This window comes from Hallella absiana, assembly GCF_025457485.1.
Taxonomy (GTDB): Bacteria; Bacteroidota; Bacteroidia; order Bacteroidales; family Bacteroidaceae; genus Prevotella; species Prevotella absiana.
Genome location: NZ_JAMXSP010000005.1, coordinates 40367 through 58135, shown reverse-complemented (window position 1 = coordinate 58135; position 17769 = coordinate 40367). Strand labels below are relative to the sequence as shown.

Annotated in this window: 15 protein-coding genes and 1 pseudogene; 6 read left to right on the top strand and 10 right to left on the bottom strand. The window is 49.7% G+C overall.

Going from position 1 to position 17769, the window contains the following annotated elements:
* Window positions 1-111 precede the first annotated feature (111 nt).
* From NG346_RS03750 to trmD, 3 genes are all read left to right on the top strand, one after another.
* Entirely contained in the window at window positions 112-867 is a 756-nt protein-coding gene (locus NG346_RS03750) for a putative polyvalent protein kinase domain-containing protein (RefSeq protein WP_262288350.1), read from the top strand.
* A gap of 100 nt (window positions 868-967) precedes the next feature.
* Entirely contained in the window at window positions 968-2947 is a 1980-nt protein-coding gene (gene ligA, locus NG346_RS03745) for an NAD-dependent DNA ligase LigA (protein WP_262288349.1), read from the top strand.
* A 71-nt stretch (window positions 2948-3018) separates the two neighbouring features.
* Window positions 3019-3696, top strand: a complete 678-nt coding sequence (trmD, locus tag NG346_RS03740; RefSeq protein ID WP_262288348.1) for a tRNA (guanosine(37)-N1)-methyltransferase TrmD — start codon at window positions 3019-3021, stop codon at window positions 3694-3696.
* A 17-nt stretch (window positions 3697-3713) separates the two neighbouring features.
* On the opposite strand, the gene NG346_RS14560 is transcribed toward trmD, so the two are convergent.
* From NG346_RS14560 to NG346_RS03720, 5 genes and pseudogenes are all read right to left on the bottom strand, one after another.
* The gene (locus NG346_RS14560) at window positions 3714-4019 is read right to left on the bottom strand and encodes a RecQ family zinc-binding domain-containing protein (protein ID WP_396266714.1); all 306 of its coding nucleotides are present in this window, start codon (window positions 4017-4019) and stop codon (window positions 3714-3716) included.
* A gap of 567 nt (window positions 4020-4586) precedes the next feature.
* Window positions 4587-5612, bottom strand: a pseudogene (locus NG346_RS14555) (RecQ family ATP-dependent DNA helicase); the annotation flags it as partial.
* A 55-nt stretch (window positions 5613-5667) separates the two neighbouring features.
* Window positions 5668-7392 carry a single-stranded-DNA-specific exonuclease RecJ gene (gene recJ, locus NG346_RS03730; protein ID WP_262288346.1) on the bottom strand — a complete coding sequence of 575 codons (1725 nt, stop codon included), beginning with the start codon at window positions 7390-7392 and terminating at the stop codon, window positions 5668-5670.
* A gap of 201 nt (window positions 7393-7593) precedes the next feature.
* Window positions 7594-8793, bottom strand: a complete 1200-nt coding sequence (locus NG346_RS03725; protein ID WP_262288345.1) for a C1 family peptidase — start codon at window positions 8791-8793, stop codon at window positions 7594-7596.
* A 66-nt stretch (window positions 8794-8859) separates the two neighbouring features.
* Entirely contained in the window at window positions 8860-10263 is a 1404-nt protein-coding gene (locus tag NG346_RS03720) for an aminopeptidase P family protein (protein WP_262288344.1), read from the bottom strand.
* Window positions 10264-10346: 83 nt separating this feature from the next.
* Here NG346_RS03720 and NG346_RS03715 point away from each other — a divergent pair, with 83 nt between their 5' ends.
* Window positions 10347-11225, top strand: a complete 879-nt coding sequence (locus tag NG346_RS03715) for a patatin-like phospholipase family protein (RefSeq protein ID WP_262288343.1) — start codon at window positions 10347-10349, stop codon at window positions 11223-11225.
* 264 nt (window positions 11226-11489) lie between these two features.
* Here the strand turns inward: NG346_RS03715 and NG346_RS03710 are convergent, their stop codons facing one another.
* Together NG346_RS03710 and NG346_RS03705 are read right to left on the bottom strand one after the other, a co-directional pair.
* Window positions 11490-12476: an SPFH domain-containing protein gene (locus tag NG346_RS03710; RefSeq protein WP_262279699.1), complete on the bottom strand. Its 987-nt coding sequence runs from the start codon at window positions 12474-12476 to the stop codon at window positions 11490-11492.
* A 252-nt stretch (window positions 12477-12728) separates the two neighbouring features.
* Window positions 12729-13196, bottom strand: coding sequence for an NfeD family protein (locus NG346_RS03705; protein WP_317620780.1), 468 nt, complete (start codon window positions 13194-13196; stop codon window positions 12729-12731).
* 136 nt (window positions 13197-13332) lie between these two features.
* On the opposite strand from NG346_RS03705, the gene NG346_RS03700 reads away from it, so the two are divergent.
* Window positions 13333-13617, top strand: coding sequence for an SEL1-like repeat protein (locus tag NG346_RS03700; RefSeq protein ID WP_262288342.1), 285 nt, complete (start codon window positions 13333-13335; stop codon window positions 13615-13617).
* Between the two features lie 43 nt (window positions 13618-13660).
* On the opposite strand, the gene NG346_RS03695 is transcribed toward NG346_RS03700, so the two are convergent.
* The 3 genes from NG346_RS03695 to NG346_RS03685 all read right to left on the bottom strand — a co-directional run bounded on the left by NG346_RS03695 (window position 13661) and on the right by NG346_RS03685 (window position 16926).
* Window positions 13661-14539: a M48 family metallopeptidase gene (locus NG346_RS03695; RefSeq protein ID WP_262288341.1), complete on the bottom strand. Its 879-nt coding sequence runs from the start codon at window positions 14537-14539 to the stop codon at window positions 13661-13663.
* Between the two features lie 492 nt (window positions 14540-15031).
* Complete coding sequence (gene aroC / locus NG346_RS03690; protein ID WP_262288340.1) at window positions 15032-16108, bottom strand: chorismate synthase; 1077 nt, start codon at window positions 16106-16108, stop codon at window positions 15032-15034.
* A 215-nt stretch (window positions 16109-16323) separates the two neighbouring features.
* On the bottom strand, window positions 16324-16926 hold the full coding sequence (locus tag NG346_RS03685) for an FKBP-type peptidyl-prolyl cis-trans isomerase (RefSeq protein ID WP_154532932.1): 603 nt from the start codon (window positions 16924-16926) through the stop codon (window positions 16324-16326).
* Window positions 16927-17215: 289 nt separating this feature from the next.
* Here NG346_RS03685 and NG346_RS03680 point away from each other — a divergent pair, with 289 nt between their 5' ends.
* Window positions 17216-17599, top strand: coding sequence for a hypothetical protein (locus NG346_RS03680; RefSeq protein ID WP_154532934.1), 384 nt, complete (start codon window positions 17216-17218; stop codon window positions 17597-17599).
* Window positions 17600-17769: the final 170 nt, after the last annotated feature.

Here is a 17769-nt window from a genome sequence, read left to right as displayed (position 1 = left end):
CTATACAGTAGACGAGGGGAATGACAAAATAAAAAGAGAGCAAAAAAGCTACAAATAAAGTTGGAAGTCTCGTAGAAAAAACCTAATTTTGCAAACAAAGTAGATTATATAATGTGGAGATATGGAGAAAAACTTATCAGACATCTCTTTAAGAAACGGACAGAAAGCCAACCTATACGTGTTGTCCTTGAGTCCAAAATACAGGCCGATCGCGACAGAAGCGATATTCGAGTGTTTGAGACTGGGGTATCCTCTCAACGATATGGAGATTACGAGCAAGGCACGAGAGCTGCAGCGCAAGAGATTGAAGGGGAACGCCTGATTTCCATAGCCAAAGACTATGGCTTATTCATACCCAAATTAGAATGGAGTAAGTTTGGTGACCGCAAGCGACTCCCTTCCGGAGAGAGCATTGTTTATCTCAATGAAGAAGGGGACACTATTACCAAGATCCGCAATCCTTTCGCCAAGGCAGTTATCAAAAATATCCATGCACAAGATGTCATCTATGAACATTTGATCCATAACATTCTTTTCCCATCGACAAGCTATAAGTTTATTGGAATTAGCGAAGATACTGATGGCGTGAGGATTATCCTCCAACAACAATATCTTCCAAAGAAGTTCTCTACTCCAAGCCAAAAAGATATTGATGACTATCTACTGAAAGGATTAGGACTAAATATCGAAGACAGATATTTTTATGCTAACGAATACATTGCAATTACGGATGTATCCGCTGATGGAGATAATGTGCTATCTGACAATGAGCACCTGCTCTTTATCGATCCTATCATAAAGTTCAAGCAACCGGCAATAGTTGTTCTGAATCATTATTACGAAGAAATACAAGGTTCATTGAGATGAACAGCAAGAAAAACAACGAAACAACGGGCATACCGATTTTTTTTGCTAACTTTGTAATCAGAAAGCCTACTAAAGTAGGTTACGACCATATCACGATCTTATGACGAAGACAGAAGAAATGAAGGCTTTGATTGAGCAACTCAACAAAGCCTCCGACGCATACTATAACGGCCGCGAGGAGCTGATGACCAACTATGAGTGGGACGCACTCTTCGACCGGCTCACCCGACTGGAACAGGAGACGGGCACTGTGCTGGAGGGTTCTCCTACCCATCACGTCTCCGCCGACACGCTCACAGGACAGAAAGAAGCCCACGAATATCCGGCTCTCTCTCTGGCAAAAACCAAGAAGCCCGAGGACTTGGTGAAGTGGGCTGAGATGAAGCCCATCTGGCTCTCCTGGAAACTCGACGGACTCACCTTGGTAGCCACCTACGACAACGGGCGGCTGACAAAACTCGTCACACGCGGCGACGGACATATCGGCACCAACATCACGCACCTGGCTTCCGCCATCAGCGGTGTATTGCCCAAGATCGACTACAAGAGCCACACGGTCATCCGTGGCGAATGTGTCATCAGCTACCACGACTTTGAGCAGTTCAACATGGAGAGCGACGAGGAATATGCCAACCCACGCAACCTCGCCTCGGGCTCACTCACGCTCAAGGATATCGACGAGGTGCGCCAGCGCCATCTGCAGTGGATACCCTTCACTTTGGTACACTGCGACGACGACATCCCTTCCTGGGGACAACGCATGGACTGGCTCAAGCGACTCGGCTTCCATCCCGTGGAGCACGAACTCATTGAGCAACCGTCGCTGGATCATATCGAGGATGCCATCAACCGTTGGACCCAAAAGGTGGAAGCAATGCCCTACCCCGTCGACGGACTCGTCATCGCCTACGACGACAACGACTATGCGCAGACTGGATCGGTCACCGGCCACCATGCCACACGCGCGGGCTATGCCTTTAAATGGGCCGACGAGAGCGCACTGACCGAACTGGATCATATCGAATGGAGTTGTGCGGCCTCGACGATCTCGCCCGTGGCTGTCTTCCGGCCAGTACAGCTCGAGGGCACCACGGTGAAACGGGCCTCGCTGTGCAACATCAGCGAGTGCGAGCGACTGGGCATTGGCGACAAGGGCACGAAACTCGAAGTCATCAAAGCCAATAAGATCATCCCGAAAGTCATCAGCGTCAGAGAGAAAGTCGGTGAGTTGCAGATTCCCGGACAATGTCCCGTGTGCGGACATCCCACCTTGGTGACCACCAGTGAGGCCAGCGGCACACGCACCCTACACTGTACCAACCCCGCCTGTGCGGCCAAGAAACTGAAAAAGTTTGCCCGCTTCGTATCGAAAGAAGGCGTGAACGTCGACGGCATCTCTGAGCAGACGCTGGCTCGCTTCATCAACTTAGGATGGGTGACGCGCTATGGCGACATCTTCCGCTTGGGCGACTATGCCCAGCAGATGGCCCATCTCGACGGCTTCGGCGCCAAGTCGGTCTCCAACCTGATGGCTTCTCTCGACAAAGCCCGCAACGTGGAGGCACGCCAACTGCTCTACGCGCTTTGCATCCCACTATGTGGCAAGGATGTCTGCCAGCGGTTGCTCTCGGCCTACAACCTGAAAGCCCTGGTCGACATCGCCACCAACGACGGCGGACTCTTCGGCGGCAGTGAGCAACTGGCAATGATTCCCGGCATCGGACCGGAAAAGTCGGCATCGTTCACTGCCTGGTTCCGCAATGCCGACAACAAGCGTGACTTCGACGACCTCATGGACCAACTCCACGTCACAGAGTCGTCGACAGCGCCCACCGGCAACCTTTGTCAAGGCCTGACCTTCGTCATCACGGGCGACGTGCACCACTATAAGAACCGGGCTGAGCTCAAGGCGTATATCGAGAGCCAAGGTGGAAAAGTCACAGGATCTGTCAGCAAGTCGACAAGCTTCCTGATCAACAACGACAACACGAGCACCAGCGGCAAGAACAAGAAAGCCCATGAACTCAACACGCCAATCATCACCGAGGATGAGTTTATCAGTAGGTTCACCGAAGGATGACGCCCGGCAGAAACAGCATTTCAACCCTAACAACGAATCAAAAACAACAGACATAGCATATTACAGACACCATGAGAATAGATATCATTACCGTATTGCCAGAGATGATTGAAGGCTTTGTCCACGAGTCGATATTGGCACGTGCACAGAAAAAAGGCTTGGCCGAGATCCATCTCCACAACCTGCGCGATTACACACTCGACAAATGGCGCCGTGTCGACGACTATCCCTACGGCGGCTTTGCGGGTATGGTGATGCAGATAGAGCCCATCGACCGCTGCATCTCAGCCCTGAAGGCAGAACGGGACTACGACGACGTGATCTACGTCACACCCGATGGTGAGAAGTTCAACCAGCATATCGCCAACGACATGTCGCTGCAACAAAACCTCATCATCCTTTGCGGACACTACAAGGGCATCGACCAGCGCGTGCGCGACCACTTCATCACGCGCGAGATCAGCGTGGGTGATTTTGTGCTCACCGGCGGCGAACTGGCAGCAGCCTGCATCGCTGACGCTGTGGTCAGACTGGTGCCCGGCGTGATCAGCGATGATCAGAGTGCCCTCTCGGACTGCTTTCAGGACGACTTGTTGGCGGCACCGATCTACACACGCCCCGCTGACTACAAAGGATGGAAGGTGCCCGACATCCTGCTGAGCGGCAATGAGGCTAAAATCAAACAATGGGAAATGGATCAGGCCATGGAGCGCACAAAACGCTTGCGTCCCGACCTGCTGAAGAAATAACAGAAAGCGCCATCCGGTTACGAGTTGTGCAACCGGATGGTGTTGATTCCTATGTCTACCTTTTCGTCGTCAGCCAACGACTGAACAGCAGCGGTGACCGTGTCTTTGTCGAAATGGAGAGAACGAAGAACGGAAAGATCGTGGGGATCTCCGTCGGACAGGAGGTCGAGAATCTGACGTGGCAAAGCAGCCACCCGCTGACGATAATCCTTGCGATGCTGTACGCAGACATCGCATTGTCCGCAATCGTCTTCCGTCTCCTCACCGAAATAGGCCAACAGCTGACGGCTACGGCACTCCTGATCGTTGAGGACATAGTCCATCATCGCTTTGAGCCGCTGCTCGTATTTCTGTTTCCGGTCCTCATAGACATGAGGTGGGATAACAACATCCTCAATGCTGACGCGGTCCTGAAGATAGGTGATCTGAGGAATATGGCGGTTGGGGATGAAGTGGATGATGTGCTTGGCACTCATCGTCTTCAACACCAAATAGGTCTGTTGCTCGCTCAACTGCGTGCGCTCTGCGACCTCGTTTAAATCAAAAAAGGCATAGCGCGTAAAGATACCATCGCACAGTCGCAACAAGACAGTGAGGACAAGATCCTCTTGGGCTGGCAGACGCAGACGATAGAGTTCGTCACGGCTGACCAGAATCCTCACCCGCGAGACACTGTCCGGCTCGGAATTGTAATCGATGTAGCCGGCATATTGCAATAGCTGCAAGGCGGAAGGCACCATGAAAGGCGACAGGTGATAGGATGCGCAGAACTTGTCGATATTGAAAAGAAACGTGTGTCCAGCCCCACTGCCAACGCCGACCTGATAGAAATATGCCAAACGCTCATACACGTCGGCAATCTTCTCCTTGGGCGGAAAGTTCATCTCCACACGCTTGAGCATCATACGCTGATCCGCCTGATCGTCCCACAACAGCACCGCATAGGATTTCTGCCCGTCTCGCCCTGCCCTACCGGCTTCCTGAAAGTAGGCCTCAATGGCATCGGGACAATCGAAATGAACGACCAGACGCACGTCGGGTTTGTCGATGCCCATGCCAAAAGCGTTGGTGGCAACCATCACCCGCACCTCGTCGCGCGTCCATTTTTCTTGCCGCTCGTCTTTGTCCTGAGGCTCCAGACCGGCATGATAATATGTAGAGGAAATACCGTTCTCGCAAAGGAAGGTAGACAGCAGTCGGCTCTTCTCACGGCTACGGACATAGACAATGGCACAGCCTGGAACATGCCGGAGGATATGCACCAGCTCTTTCTGCTTGTCGACGGTGGGACGTACCACATAGATGACGTTCTTCCGGACAAAACTCATCTTGAAGAACCGCTTGTCCTTGAAAGCCAACCGGTCCATAATGTCATGGACAACAGCCGGCGTGGCCGTGGCAGTAAGGGCCAGTACGGGTACGCCGGGCTTGACCTGCCGGATGTCTGCAATCTTGAGATAGGAAGGACGAAAGTCGTAGCCCCACTGGCTGATACAATGAGCCTCGTCGACCGTGATGAAGCTCACGGGAATGCGCTTGAGCTTTTGAAGAAACAAAGGACTGCCGAGACGCTCGGGCGAGACATAGAGCAACTTCAGCCCGCCAAAGATAGCATTTTCCAACGTCGCGACAATCTTGCTGCGCGACATGGAGGAATAGATGGCTGCCGCCTTGATGCCGTTGGCCTGAAGATGGGCGACCTGGTCTTTCATCAAGGCGATCAGTGGCGTGATGACTATGCAGACGCCATCAGCAGCCAAGGCTGGTACCTGGAAGGTGATGGACTTTCCACCACCCGTCGGCATCAGTCCCAACGTGTCGTGTCCGCTGCCAATGCTGTCTATGATGTCGCGCTGAATGCCGCGAAAGTCGTCATAGCCCCAATAACGCTGAAGAATTTCACGATACTTGTCCAATGTTCAAGCTCCAACTCTTTACCTCTCAATTATTTACCCTTATGCCACAAGGCAGTTACTCGCTCTTGCGTGGCCGGATATCCTCGATCTGCAACTGCACTTGGTTGCGCTTGAAGACATTGTCCTCAATGGTATAGGCAATGTCAAACGACCGCCGTGACTTGATATAGCGTGCAGACGCACTCTGGCCAAAGGCGATGCCGTTGACCACAACCCCCGACTTGGAGTCGACAAGCTCCAGTTTGATATGTTCCTGCGAGCGACCTACAACCTTGCTCGTGCCATAGTCGTAGACACCAAGCGTGCAGAACACCGGTTTGGGATTGCTCGGACCGAACGGCGAGAAGCGCTTGAGGTCGTTATAGAGTTTCTTGGTGATGTCCTTGAAGTCGATGATCGCGTCGATCCTGAGATAGGCCTCGATTTGCTCGGGCTGGATATGCTCCTCGACATATTTCTGGAAACGCTTGCGGAATGTGGGAATGTCGGCCCAGCGCAAGGTAAGTCCGGCGGCATAGGTGTGCCCTCCGAAATTGATGAGCAGGTCACGGCAGCTCTTAATGGCCGAATAGATGTCGAAACCCATCACCGAGCGGGCTGAGCCTGTCGCAAGGTCACCGTCACGCGTAAGAACAACTGTTGGCCGGAAATAGATCTCTGTCAGTCGGGAAGCCACAATGCCGATGACGCCTTTTTTCCAGTGCTCATCATACAGGACGATGCTTGACTGATGTTTCTGGCTTTCCAGACGCGAGACGATCTGGTTGGCATCTTCGGTCATGTGCTTGTCGATGTCCTTGCGCTGCTCATTGTACTCATTGATATGCTTGGCCTTGCGCAGTGCCTCGTTGATGTCTTTCTCCACGAGCAGGTCCACGCTTTCCTTACCGTTCTCCATACGTCCGGAGGCATTGATACGCGGTCCGATCTTGAAGACGATATCGCTCATGGAGATGTCGCGGCCGCTGAGTCCACAGATGTCGATGATGGCTTTCAGGCCCACACTGGGATTCTGATTGAGAATCTTCAGTCCATGGAAAGCGAGAATGCGGTTCTCATCAACCACCGGTACCATATCGGCTGCAATGCTCACGGCACAAAAGTCCAGCAAAGGAATAAGCCGGGAGAAGGGAATGCCATTGTTCTTGGCAAAAGCCTGCATAAGCTTGAAGCCCACACCGCAACCACAGAGTTGCTTGAAAGGATAAGGGTCGTCGGCGCGCTTGGGGTCGAGGATGGCCACAGCGGGAGGCATCTCCTCATCGGGCACATGGTGGTCGCAGATGATGAAGTCGATACCCAACGACTTGGCATAGGCGATCTCCTTGACAGCCTTTATGCCGCAGTCAAGAATGATCACCAGTTTCACGCCTGTCCGCTGGGCATACTCCAGTCCCTTGCGACTGATGCCGTAGCCCTCATCGTAGCGATCAGGGATATAATAGTCTATATTGGAATAGAACTGCTGTAAAAACTTATAAACCAAAGCCACCGCAGTGCATCCGTCAACATCATAGTCACCATAGACGAGCACCCGCTCTTTGCGGCCCATCGCATCATTGAGTCTGTCGACCGCCGCGTCCATATCCTTCATGCGGAAAGGATTGATCAGGTCGGCCAACTGAGGCTTGAAGAATTGCTTGGCTGCACTCTCTGTGGTGATGCCACGCTTGACGAGAAGCTGGGTAAGCAAGGGACTCATGTTGAGTTTCTCGCTCAGTTCGCCCGCCAAACGGAGTTCATCAGATGTAGGTGGCACATACTTCCATTTGAAATGCATTTTAAATATTTCTTTTTCTGCTTCAAAGATACAAATTTTCTTGCTGAACAGCAAAAAAACTATAGAAAAAGTATAAGGAAGGATGGAAATGAGGATAGCAGCAGTGCGGCTCGATGAAAGAAAGCCGACTGGCGAAAACAGAAATCCGCCTCTTCACACTGCGGTGAAAAGGCGGATGGTATGACTTAAGATCTTAATTGATCAGATGTTGCACTTCTTGCGGATGTCCTTAGGCACACCGTTTTTGTTGACCATGAAGTCCATGGTGTTGGCGATGATGAAGTTCTTGGTCATATACCAGATGCCGTCATAGTCGCCGCTCTTGCCCCAAGAGTTCTTTACCATGTAGTACTCCTTGCCATTCTGATCCTTGGCGATACCGAAGATCAGCATGCCGTGGTCGTCGGTGAGCTCCCAGTCGTCGAAGCGCTCCTGACGCTGCTTTTGTGTAGGCACGACCTCCGGAACGTTAACACCGAGAGAGTCTACAATACTTTTCTTCTTGGCAGGAGTGAGTTTCAGCCAACGGGCCATGTCACTGCCCTTCATGTTCTCGAGCTTCTTCTCGTCGACATTGTATGCGAGTCCCTTGCGGGTGAAGCCTTCCTCACTGACGTCGCCGCCCCAAGCAATCGTATAGCCGTTCATGATGGCATTGTCGAGGATCTTCTGGAGATCGTCGATAGGCACGTTCCATGTCAGAGGATTGCGCCAATTGTCCTGCACCTCTACGGCGAACTGTGTCCAGAAAGGATGATGGGAGAAAGAGGTGAAGCTCACATAGTTATTCCAGTCAAGACCAAGGGAAGCAGCGAAAGTCTTCGGCGTGTAGGTCTTGCCCTCGTAGGTGAACTGCTCAGGGCACTTGCCAAGATAAGCGTCGAGAATGCCTTGCAATCCTACCTTCCACTGGCTGGAGATCTTCTTCAGGCTGCTCTTGGCAACGCTCTGCACGTAGGGAGTCATCACAGAGAAGAACTCACCGAAGTTGTTGAGCGAGTCGCCATAGAGACTGCCGGGGAAAGGCATGGCTTTTTCCGGGCAGATGCCGTAATGCTCGAGGCAATAGAGAGGGTCGTAGGTACTGCCACCCTCAGAGAACTGGCAGTCGCCATGCAGGCGCACAACCTGGATAGCACGGTCCATATATGTCTTGTTGGCCACAAAGCTCTCGCAAAGATCATAGGTCTTGCCTGTGGCCTTGAGAATCTCTGACTCGAAATAGCTCAGCGTGGAATAGTCCCAACACGTACCTGAGCGGTTCTGATCCTTGATGGAAGTGATCGGGTTCTTCTTGACAACAGTGAACACCGGTTTGTTGGGATTAACACTGTCTTTTTTCTCAGCGTGTGCACCTAATGTGAACACTGCAAGTAAAGCCAATACAATTGTTTTCTTCATCTTTTTCCTTTTGGTTGACTTGTCTTAATGTTGTTACTTGTAATTCTCTCTATAGTCTTTTCTATATTAGCGGTTCTCAGCCATGAAGGCTTCCACATCCTTGGGATGGTAAGGAATGCGATCTTTGCCTATGAAGCGGCAACCATCATCGGTGATGAGCAGATCGTCCTCAATACGGATACCACCGAAGTCCTTATAGGTCTCCAACTTGTCGAAGTTGATGAACTCCTTGCAGTGGCCGCTGGCTTTCCAGTCATCGATCAGTGCGGGAATGAAGTAGATACCCGGCTCGTCGGTGACGACAAAGCCTTTTTGCAAGCGGCGCCCTAAGCGCAGGCAGTTGGTGCCAAACTGCTCAAGGTTAGGACGAACTTCCTCGTCGAAACCTACATTGATCTGGTCGAAGCCCTCCATATCGTGCACGTCCATACCCATCATGTGGCCAAGTCCATGGCACATGAACATGGCGTGAGCACCGGCGCGAACAGCTTCTTCGGTGTCGCCTTTCATCAGACCGAGCTCTTTCAAACGGTCGGTCATCAAACGGCAAACGGCGAAGTGAACATCCCACCACTTCACACCAGGCTTGGCTACCTGAAGTACGTAGTCGTGGCAAGCCTCTACGATGGAATAGATCTCGAGCTGACGCTGGTCGTAGTGACCGCTCACTGGAGAGGTACGGGTGTTGTCGGAGCAATAGTTGTTGATCGTCTCGGCACCGGCGTCGCAAAGCATCAGACGGCCAGCCTCCAACTTGTTCATCGAGGGAGAGCCGTGCATGATCTCGCCATGCTGTGTCAGGATGGTAGCAAAACTGACCATAGAACCCAGTCCGTTGGCGATACCGTCGAGAGCACCGGCAATTTCTTGCTCTGTGATACCCGGGCGGCACATCTTCATGGCTGTCGTGTGCATCTTATAGCCAATGACGGCGGCACGCTCCAATTCCTCGACTTCTTCATCAGTCTTCACAGAACGCATCTTCACGATAGCCTTGATCAAGTCCATGGAAGCACTCTCTTTCTGCTGATTGGGATGGATGCCGAGCAGATCGAATATCTGAATCTTTATGTCTGCACGGTAAGGCGGCAGGAAATGGATGCGGCGCTTCTGACGCATGGCATCGTTGCAGATGGTCTTCAGCGACTTCATCGGCGCAGAGTTCTTCACACCGACCTGCTCTGCCATGTCGTGTACACTTTCTACAGAACCATACCATACGATATCGTCGATACTGATGTCGTCGCCGATGAGTGTCTCAATATCATTATCCACATCAATGACACCCACGAGTCCGTCACGGTTCAGACCGAAATAATACAGGAATGATGAATCCTGACGGAAAGGATGGTATCCGTTGTTGGGAAAGTTGGCGGGAGAATTATTGTTGCCGAAGAGGATAATCACTCCACTCTTCACAAGCTTTTTGAGTTCAGCACGACGACTGACATAAGTTTCTTTGCTATACATAGACAATGAATTTAATATTCATTGCAAAGTTACTAATTATTCACTTAAATTGCGTAACTTTGCAATTAAAATTAAATGTTTTTATGCAAATTGATACGAATACAGGATTGGTGCTCGAAGGCGGCGGTATGCGCGGCGTCTTCACAAGTGGCGTCTTGGACGCTTTCATGAAGCACGAGGTATGGTTTCGCTATGTCGTCGCGGTGTCTGCCGGTGCTTGCAATGGCATGAGTTATATCTCACGCCAACCCCGGCGTGCGCGCATCTCGAACATCGACTATCTGACAAGATATAACTATATAGGCATCAAGCATCTGGTCACGCAAGGCTGCATCTTTGACCGGGAATTGCTATACGACCGTTTCCCTAATGAGCTGTTGCCCTTTGACTATGACGAATACTTCCGCCATGCCGACGGTTTCGAAATGGTGGCGACAGACTGCGCGTCGGGTCATCCTGTCTATCTCAAGGAGACACACGACCGGCAACGGGCCTGCGACATCGTGAAGGCTTCCAGCAGTCTGCCCTATGTGAGCAAGATCGTTTGGGTGGACGGGCGGCCGCTGCTCGATGGAGGTATCATTGACTCTATACCCGTGATGCGGAGTATAGAAGCCGGACACGCCACCAACGTGGTCATCTCTACCCGTAACTATGGATTCAGAGAACTGGGCAAAGACCGGAAAATACCACCCTTTGTCTACCGCAACTACCCTCGGCTGCGTTTGGCACTCAGCCATCGCATCCGGGCATACAACCAACAGCTGCAACTCATCGAGGACTTGGAGCACGAAGACCGTATCATCTGCATCCGGCCACGGAAGCCCATGCAAGTGAGAAGAATAGAGAAGGACGTGGAGAAACTCGAAGCCCTCTATGAGGAAGGATTCGCTCTGGGTGAACAGTTTTGCGAAACTTATGGCAAGTACATCCGCGAAGAGCCCTCATCTAAGACAAAGTAACATAGGAACAAATTAATGGATAAGACATGGTTAATTCATGAAGATTCAATGTTCAAAAAAGAACTTAATGCTCATGACCCAAGCATTCTAAGCGGAACAAAAGCTTTCTGTGATAAAGACTAAAAGGGCAGGCTACGATTTCATAGCCTGCCCCTTATGTTTTTCAGAGCCTGAACAGATGTTCAGTCTCTATTGTATTCAATGAAGAATATTCATTGCACTCACGGAAGAATATCCAGTGCATTCATGGAAGACTCGCCGATACTATTCTGCTTTCTTGCCTTTGGCATCGGCATTCGTCTTGTCGGAAGTGAAGAGCTCCTTGATGCCGCCGATGCTTCCGAGCAGGTTCGTGGCCTCGTAAGGCAGGTAGACCGTCTTGGTGCGGTCACCCTCCGCTACATTCTGCATCATCTGGATGTACTTCTGTGCCAATAAGTAGTTAGCCGGATTGGTACTCTTTCCTACTGCTTCCGTAATCTTTTCGATAGCGACAGCCTCAGCCTCTGCCTTGCGCACACGAGCCTGAGCCTCACCTTCGGCACGAAGGATCGCCTGCTGCTTGTCGGCCTCCGCGCGGTTGATCGTTGCCGCTTTCTCACCTTCAGACCGCAGAATATCGGCCTGTTTCTTACCTTCAGAGGTAAGGATGGTGGCTCGCTTATCACGCTCTGCCTGCATCTGCTTTTCCATCGCCTGCAAAACGCTCTGTGGCGGAATGATATCCTGAAGCTCCACACGGTTGACTTTGATGCCCCACTTGTTGGTAGCGTCGTCGAGTACACCACGCAACTTGGTGTTGATCGTGTCGCGGGATGTCAACGTCTGATCCAGTTCCATCTCACCAATGATGTTTCGTAAAGTGGTCTGCGTGAGCTTCTCAATGGCATTGGGCAGATTGTTGATCTCATAAACAGCCTTGAAAGGATCCACAATCTGGAAATAGAGCAAGGCATTGATCTGCATCTGGATATTGTCCTTGGTGATGACATTCTGCTTGTCGAAGTCGTAGACCTGCTCTCGCAAGTCTATGTTGTTGCTGTAGACATAGCGTCCGCGCACCAACGTGCAAATGACTTTTGCACGGTCGATAAAAGGAATGATGATGTTGATACCGGGCTTCAACGTGGCATAGTACTTTCCCAGTCGCTCAATAATCTTGGTTTCACTCTGTGGAATGATGACGATGGCCATCTTGGCAAAGATAAGCGCAAGGACGATAAGTCCTATCAGTACGTAAGTTGCAATCATAGGGTTATTGTTGTTTTATGGGTTAAACTTATTATGAACAGCCTGCAGAGACCAAGCGGAAATATTGCCCGGACCTACTCCTCATTAATATATGTCATGCTACTCCTTATTATATATAGTATACTACAGCGCGATAAGCCACATTCTTGCGAAACAGATTGCATTCATCTCTGCTATATTTCATAACCATATGGATAAGGCATAGCATTTTCCTACACCATCAGGCAGTATCGCCACAAGCTGATTTTGATATTAATCTTCTTTCGCGGCAACCTCAACGGTCACGACGATGCTCTCGCGTGCAACGACTTTCACAATAGTTCCTTTGTCGATGTTGCTTCCATCTTTGCTCACTGCGCGCCACTCGTCACCATCAATTTTGACGTACCCGGGCTTTTCCGCGGTGATCGGCTCTATCACAACGCCCTCACGACCCAAAAGCGCATCGGCATTACTTCTGCGGTTACGACGGTCGGTATGCAGATATTTCACTACTACCGGACGCACACAGAACACACAGAGACAGGAAAAGATGACAAAGACCAACACCTGTGCCCATAAAGGAATGCCGAAAAATGAGGAGACAATAGCCCCGGCAGCTCCTACTGCAAAGCAGAGCAAGTAGAAGGTACCGGAAGACACTTCCAATATCAACGCAAGGACACAAACCAGCGTCCATAGCAGCCATAAGTTTTCAGAAAGATAATCTATCATAGTCATAGAGATTGTTTTCTGAAGGTAAAATTAAGAAAAAAAATCGATATCCCCTACATTTCGCTAAAAGAATTATGTGCAACTTAAGATTAATTCATAACTTTGCAATAACTGAACGGATAAATCATCAAAAAAGAAGGCTATGACAAGTATTTGGAGAAAGTTTTTTGGATTCACTGACGAAGAACATGAAGGAGAAACCTACGAGGAAGCCGTGCAAAGAGCCAAGAAACTTTTGCACGAAGAAAACTACGAGGACGCGTGCCGTATCCTGAGATATGCAGAAAAGCAACACCATGCCGAGGCAATGTATTACCTGGCATGGTGCTATTGGAACGGGACCGGCGTGCGCGAGGATGCGGGACATGCGCGGCACCTATGGAAAGTTTGCGATGCGATGGGCTTCAAAAAAGAGCATCCGGAATAAGACTCTCTATACTTCTTGCCCAAGCAACATAGCACTAAATCTTCTATTTGCGGCGACGTGACTTGCGGCTCTTGGAAGAGGTCGTACTCTTTTTGGCAGTAGTGTGAGCAGTCTGATAAGCCTGATAATATTTCAAAGCCTCAGGCATCTCCTGCTGCAAGGCCGCAATACGTTTTGCATCGCTTGGGTGATCGCTCAGGAAATCATTGGTATTGTTATTGCCTTGTGACATGCGCTTCCAGAAAGGAATGGCCTCCTGGGGATTGTAGCCAGCCATAGCAGCAAAGACAAGTCCCATGTGATCAGCCTCGCTCTCATCATCACGGCTATACTTCAGATTGGCAAAAGAAAAGCCCTGCTGCATGACACTCGTGGCAACATTGGTGAGATCACCGGCTCCCAGCACACTGCCAAGGATGTTGACCCCCTGAGTAGCATACTGCTGACGGATCTGCTTCGACATCTGTTCGGCAGAATGCTTAGCCACTGCGTGAGCGATCTCATGACCGAGAACGATGGCCAATGATGCCTCGTTCTGGGTATAAGGCAGCAAGCCTTCATAAACTACTATTTTTCCGCCAGGCATACAGAAGGCGTTGGCTTCCTTGCTCTGCACAAGATTGAACGACCAAGAGAAGTTCTTCACCTCATCGGCAGCACCGTGTGAGGTCAAATAACTCTCTACAGCAGTAGCCAGCCGCTGGCCGACACGCTTTACCATGGCAGTGTTTGTTGCATCCGTAGAGACCTTGGCGGACTGCATAAATTTCTGATACTCTTGATTACTCAAACTGAGAACCTGTTGGTCAGTGACCAAAAGATTGTGCTTGCGACCGGTGATAGGCACGGTCTGCGTGGTTCCACATGCCGACACGAACAAGGCTGTCAGCATAGAAAAGAGGAAAAACTTGATTTTCTTCATAGTTACATAATATATATCAATTACTAACTGCAAAGTTAGAGATTAATCAGTTATCAACAAAAAGAAACCTTGAATATTTTATAATTTTAGCCAACTGAAATCGATTGCACAGCGTATTGTGCAAAAAAAGATAACTTTTTCATTTTCATATTTAGAAATATCGTATCTTTGCAACAGAAAAAAGAAAACAATAGATTATTCAAGAATAAGCAAGTTAGTTAGGTAGTTTTTCATATAGGTAGTTATTAGGTATTTGATGATTGGTTAGGTTAATTGATGTATTAGTCAAGAAAGGTAGAGATTGTTTTTAGGTACCAAAAGACGGCAGTTATCCAAGTGGGATGACTGCCGTCTTTTGCTTTTCTGCTATTCTTACCCTCTAAGTGTCAGAGAATTATATCCTCTTCTTACTAAAAAGCTGATGACCATTTGGCTCACTGCCGTTTCTTCCCGGCAGCATTAGGCAAATGGTCATCAAGGCAAATAGGAGTATTAGATATGTACTGTCTTGTTGAGCAGATAATTATCCAGCAACACCATCGCCGCCATTGACTCCACAATAGGCACTGCACGTGGTAGCACACAGGGATCATGACGACCTTTGGCTTGCAAAACAGTTGCGCAACCGTTTGCATCAACTGTATTTTGACTGCGTAATAGTGTAGCTACGGGTTTGAAAGCTACGCGGAAGTATATATCCTGTCCATTTGAGATGCCGCCTTGGATGCCTCCACTGTTGTTGGTACGCGTAGTAATTTGCCCATGATGAGCGACAAAGACATCGTTTTGCTGACTGCCGCGCTGACTGACGCCGTCGAAGCCTAAGCCATATTCAAAGCCTTTCACTGCATTGATACCGAGCATTGCAGCTCCCAGCTGAGCATGCAGCTTGTCAAACTCTGGCTCGCCAAGCCCCACAGGACAGCCTTTGATGACACAGGCGATCACTCCTCCGATGGTGTCGCCGTCGGCTTTGACCTCTCTGATCAAGGCCTCCATCTGCTGCGCTTTTTCCAGATCCGGACAGCGCACGATGTTGGAATCGATCTGAGAAAGGTCGTAATGGGTGTAGTCGCCTTCCAACTTGATGTCACCGACTTGTGTCGTGTAGGCCTGGATAGTGATACCCAACTGTTGCAAAGCCAGCATGGCCAAGGCACCACCGACACAACGGCTGATCGTGATGCGGGCAGAAGAACGCCCGCCTCCACGGGGATCACGCAGTCCATATTTGTTGTAGTAGGTATAATCGGCATGAGAAGGACGAAACAAATCCACCATATTGTTATAGTCGGAAGATCGCTGATTTGTGTTCCGGACCATGAAGCCAATCGGCGTTCCCGTCGTCTTGCCCTGGTAGACACCACTGAGCAGCTCCACGTGGTCGGGCTCTTTGCGCTGCGTAGTGATCTGACTCTGCCCCGGACGACGCCGGTCTAATTGATGCTGAATGAAATCCATGTCCACCTCTATGCCAGCCGGCATCCCGTCAATAATACCTCCTACAGCCTCACCATGACTTTCACCAAAAGTCGTCAAAGTGAATATATTACCAAACGTGTTCCTCATTGTTGTTCTTTCTTTTTGGTTTTATATCACCATACTCCTATATATAATAGGTGTCTCGTGACTATCTAACAGATTCCTCCTTATTGTCTGATCGTTTACTCCTTATTATATAATAGGTCACTCCTTATTATATAGGAGCGTATACACCTTATTATATATAAGGAGCAGGGCAAGATCTCTGATGAAAAAAATGCTTCCGGTCATCAAAGGACCGCTTAATGACAGTGTCCGCATCCTTCGCCACAACCGCCGCCACAGCCTTCTTCACCATGGCCTCCACAGCCTCCGCCGCAGTTATCGCAATGACCACCGCAACCTTCGCCCGACATAGCCTTGGCCAACTGTGCCATCTCTTCTTTCGTGGCCTCACGATTGGCCAGCACCTGACCGACAAAGTTCAGCGTGCAACCAGCCAATGGATGGTTCAGGTCGATGGTCACCGTATCAGGTCCCACCTCCACGACACGACCGTTGAAGTGATCTCCTGCCTCATTTTGCAGCATCAGTATGGCATCGGGATAGACATGCTTGGAATCAAACTTGCCATCTATCTCGAAGATATGCTTGTCGACACTCTTCACCAAGTCGTTGTTGCGGGGACCAAAAGCCTGCTCCGGCGTCAACTCAAAGTTGAAACTGTCGCCAACAGCCAGGTCGACGACCTGCCGCTCGAAGTCTTCCAACATAAAGCCCATACCACTAATGAAAGTAGCAGGCTTAGCCTCTTCGGTCATCTCGACAAGCACTTTCTGTCCATTAGAGACATCGTAGAGCTGATAGGAAACGCTCACCAACTTGTTACTCTTGTTTTCGCTCATTATAATACTATTCTTTTGATTATTTGTTGTTCGCCTGCAAAGGTAGTGCTTTTTTCTTAGTTACAAGCCTATTAAAATTCAAAATGGTAATATAATCTTTGATTTACATCAAAATAAGCAGTTGTTTACGCACACAGCTAACAAATTATTTGGTTGGTATCGATAATTCTCGTAACTTTGCATCGAAATCAAGAAGATAAGTGATTTCAAGGATAACATGTTGAACACCCGGACACAGATCCAATGAAGAAGATTCAGGACAAAGCCGGGAAAGAAGAAAGGTAAAAAGATGAAAAAGATTGTATTGACACTGGCTGCCATGATGACAATGAGCATGGCATTTGCAAACACAGAGAACATCCCTGAGAATGCACCTGAGGTAACCGAGGCAAGCACTGCTGCCAACTACGACATGACTGTCAACTACAGCAAGCTGGCTACAACATTGGAGCTGAGTGCTGATCAGATCGACGCTGTCGAGGCCATCCACGACCAGTTCATCAACGACATGCGCAAAGCCGCTAACGCAGAGGCTTCTGAGCGTGCTGAGCTCGTCAAGAAGGCTGCCACCAAGGAGCTGAAGTACATGCACTATGTTCTCAACGAGAAGCAGTATCGCAAGTACAACACATTGCTCAACCTCACTCTTGAGAACCGCGGTTTGCTGAAGTAATAAGTAGATAAAGAGAACCCCTTTTCTGATACGGCATCCGCTAACGGATACAGCGTCAGAAAGCAAATATAAGAAGCCTCGTCTGCAAAGACGGGGCTTTTTTTATTAATTGTTCTTAAATACCAGCAGGAAGCTCACGTAGATCGAAATAATTTGTCTACCTTTGCAAT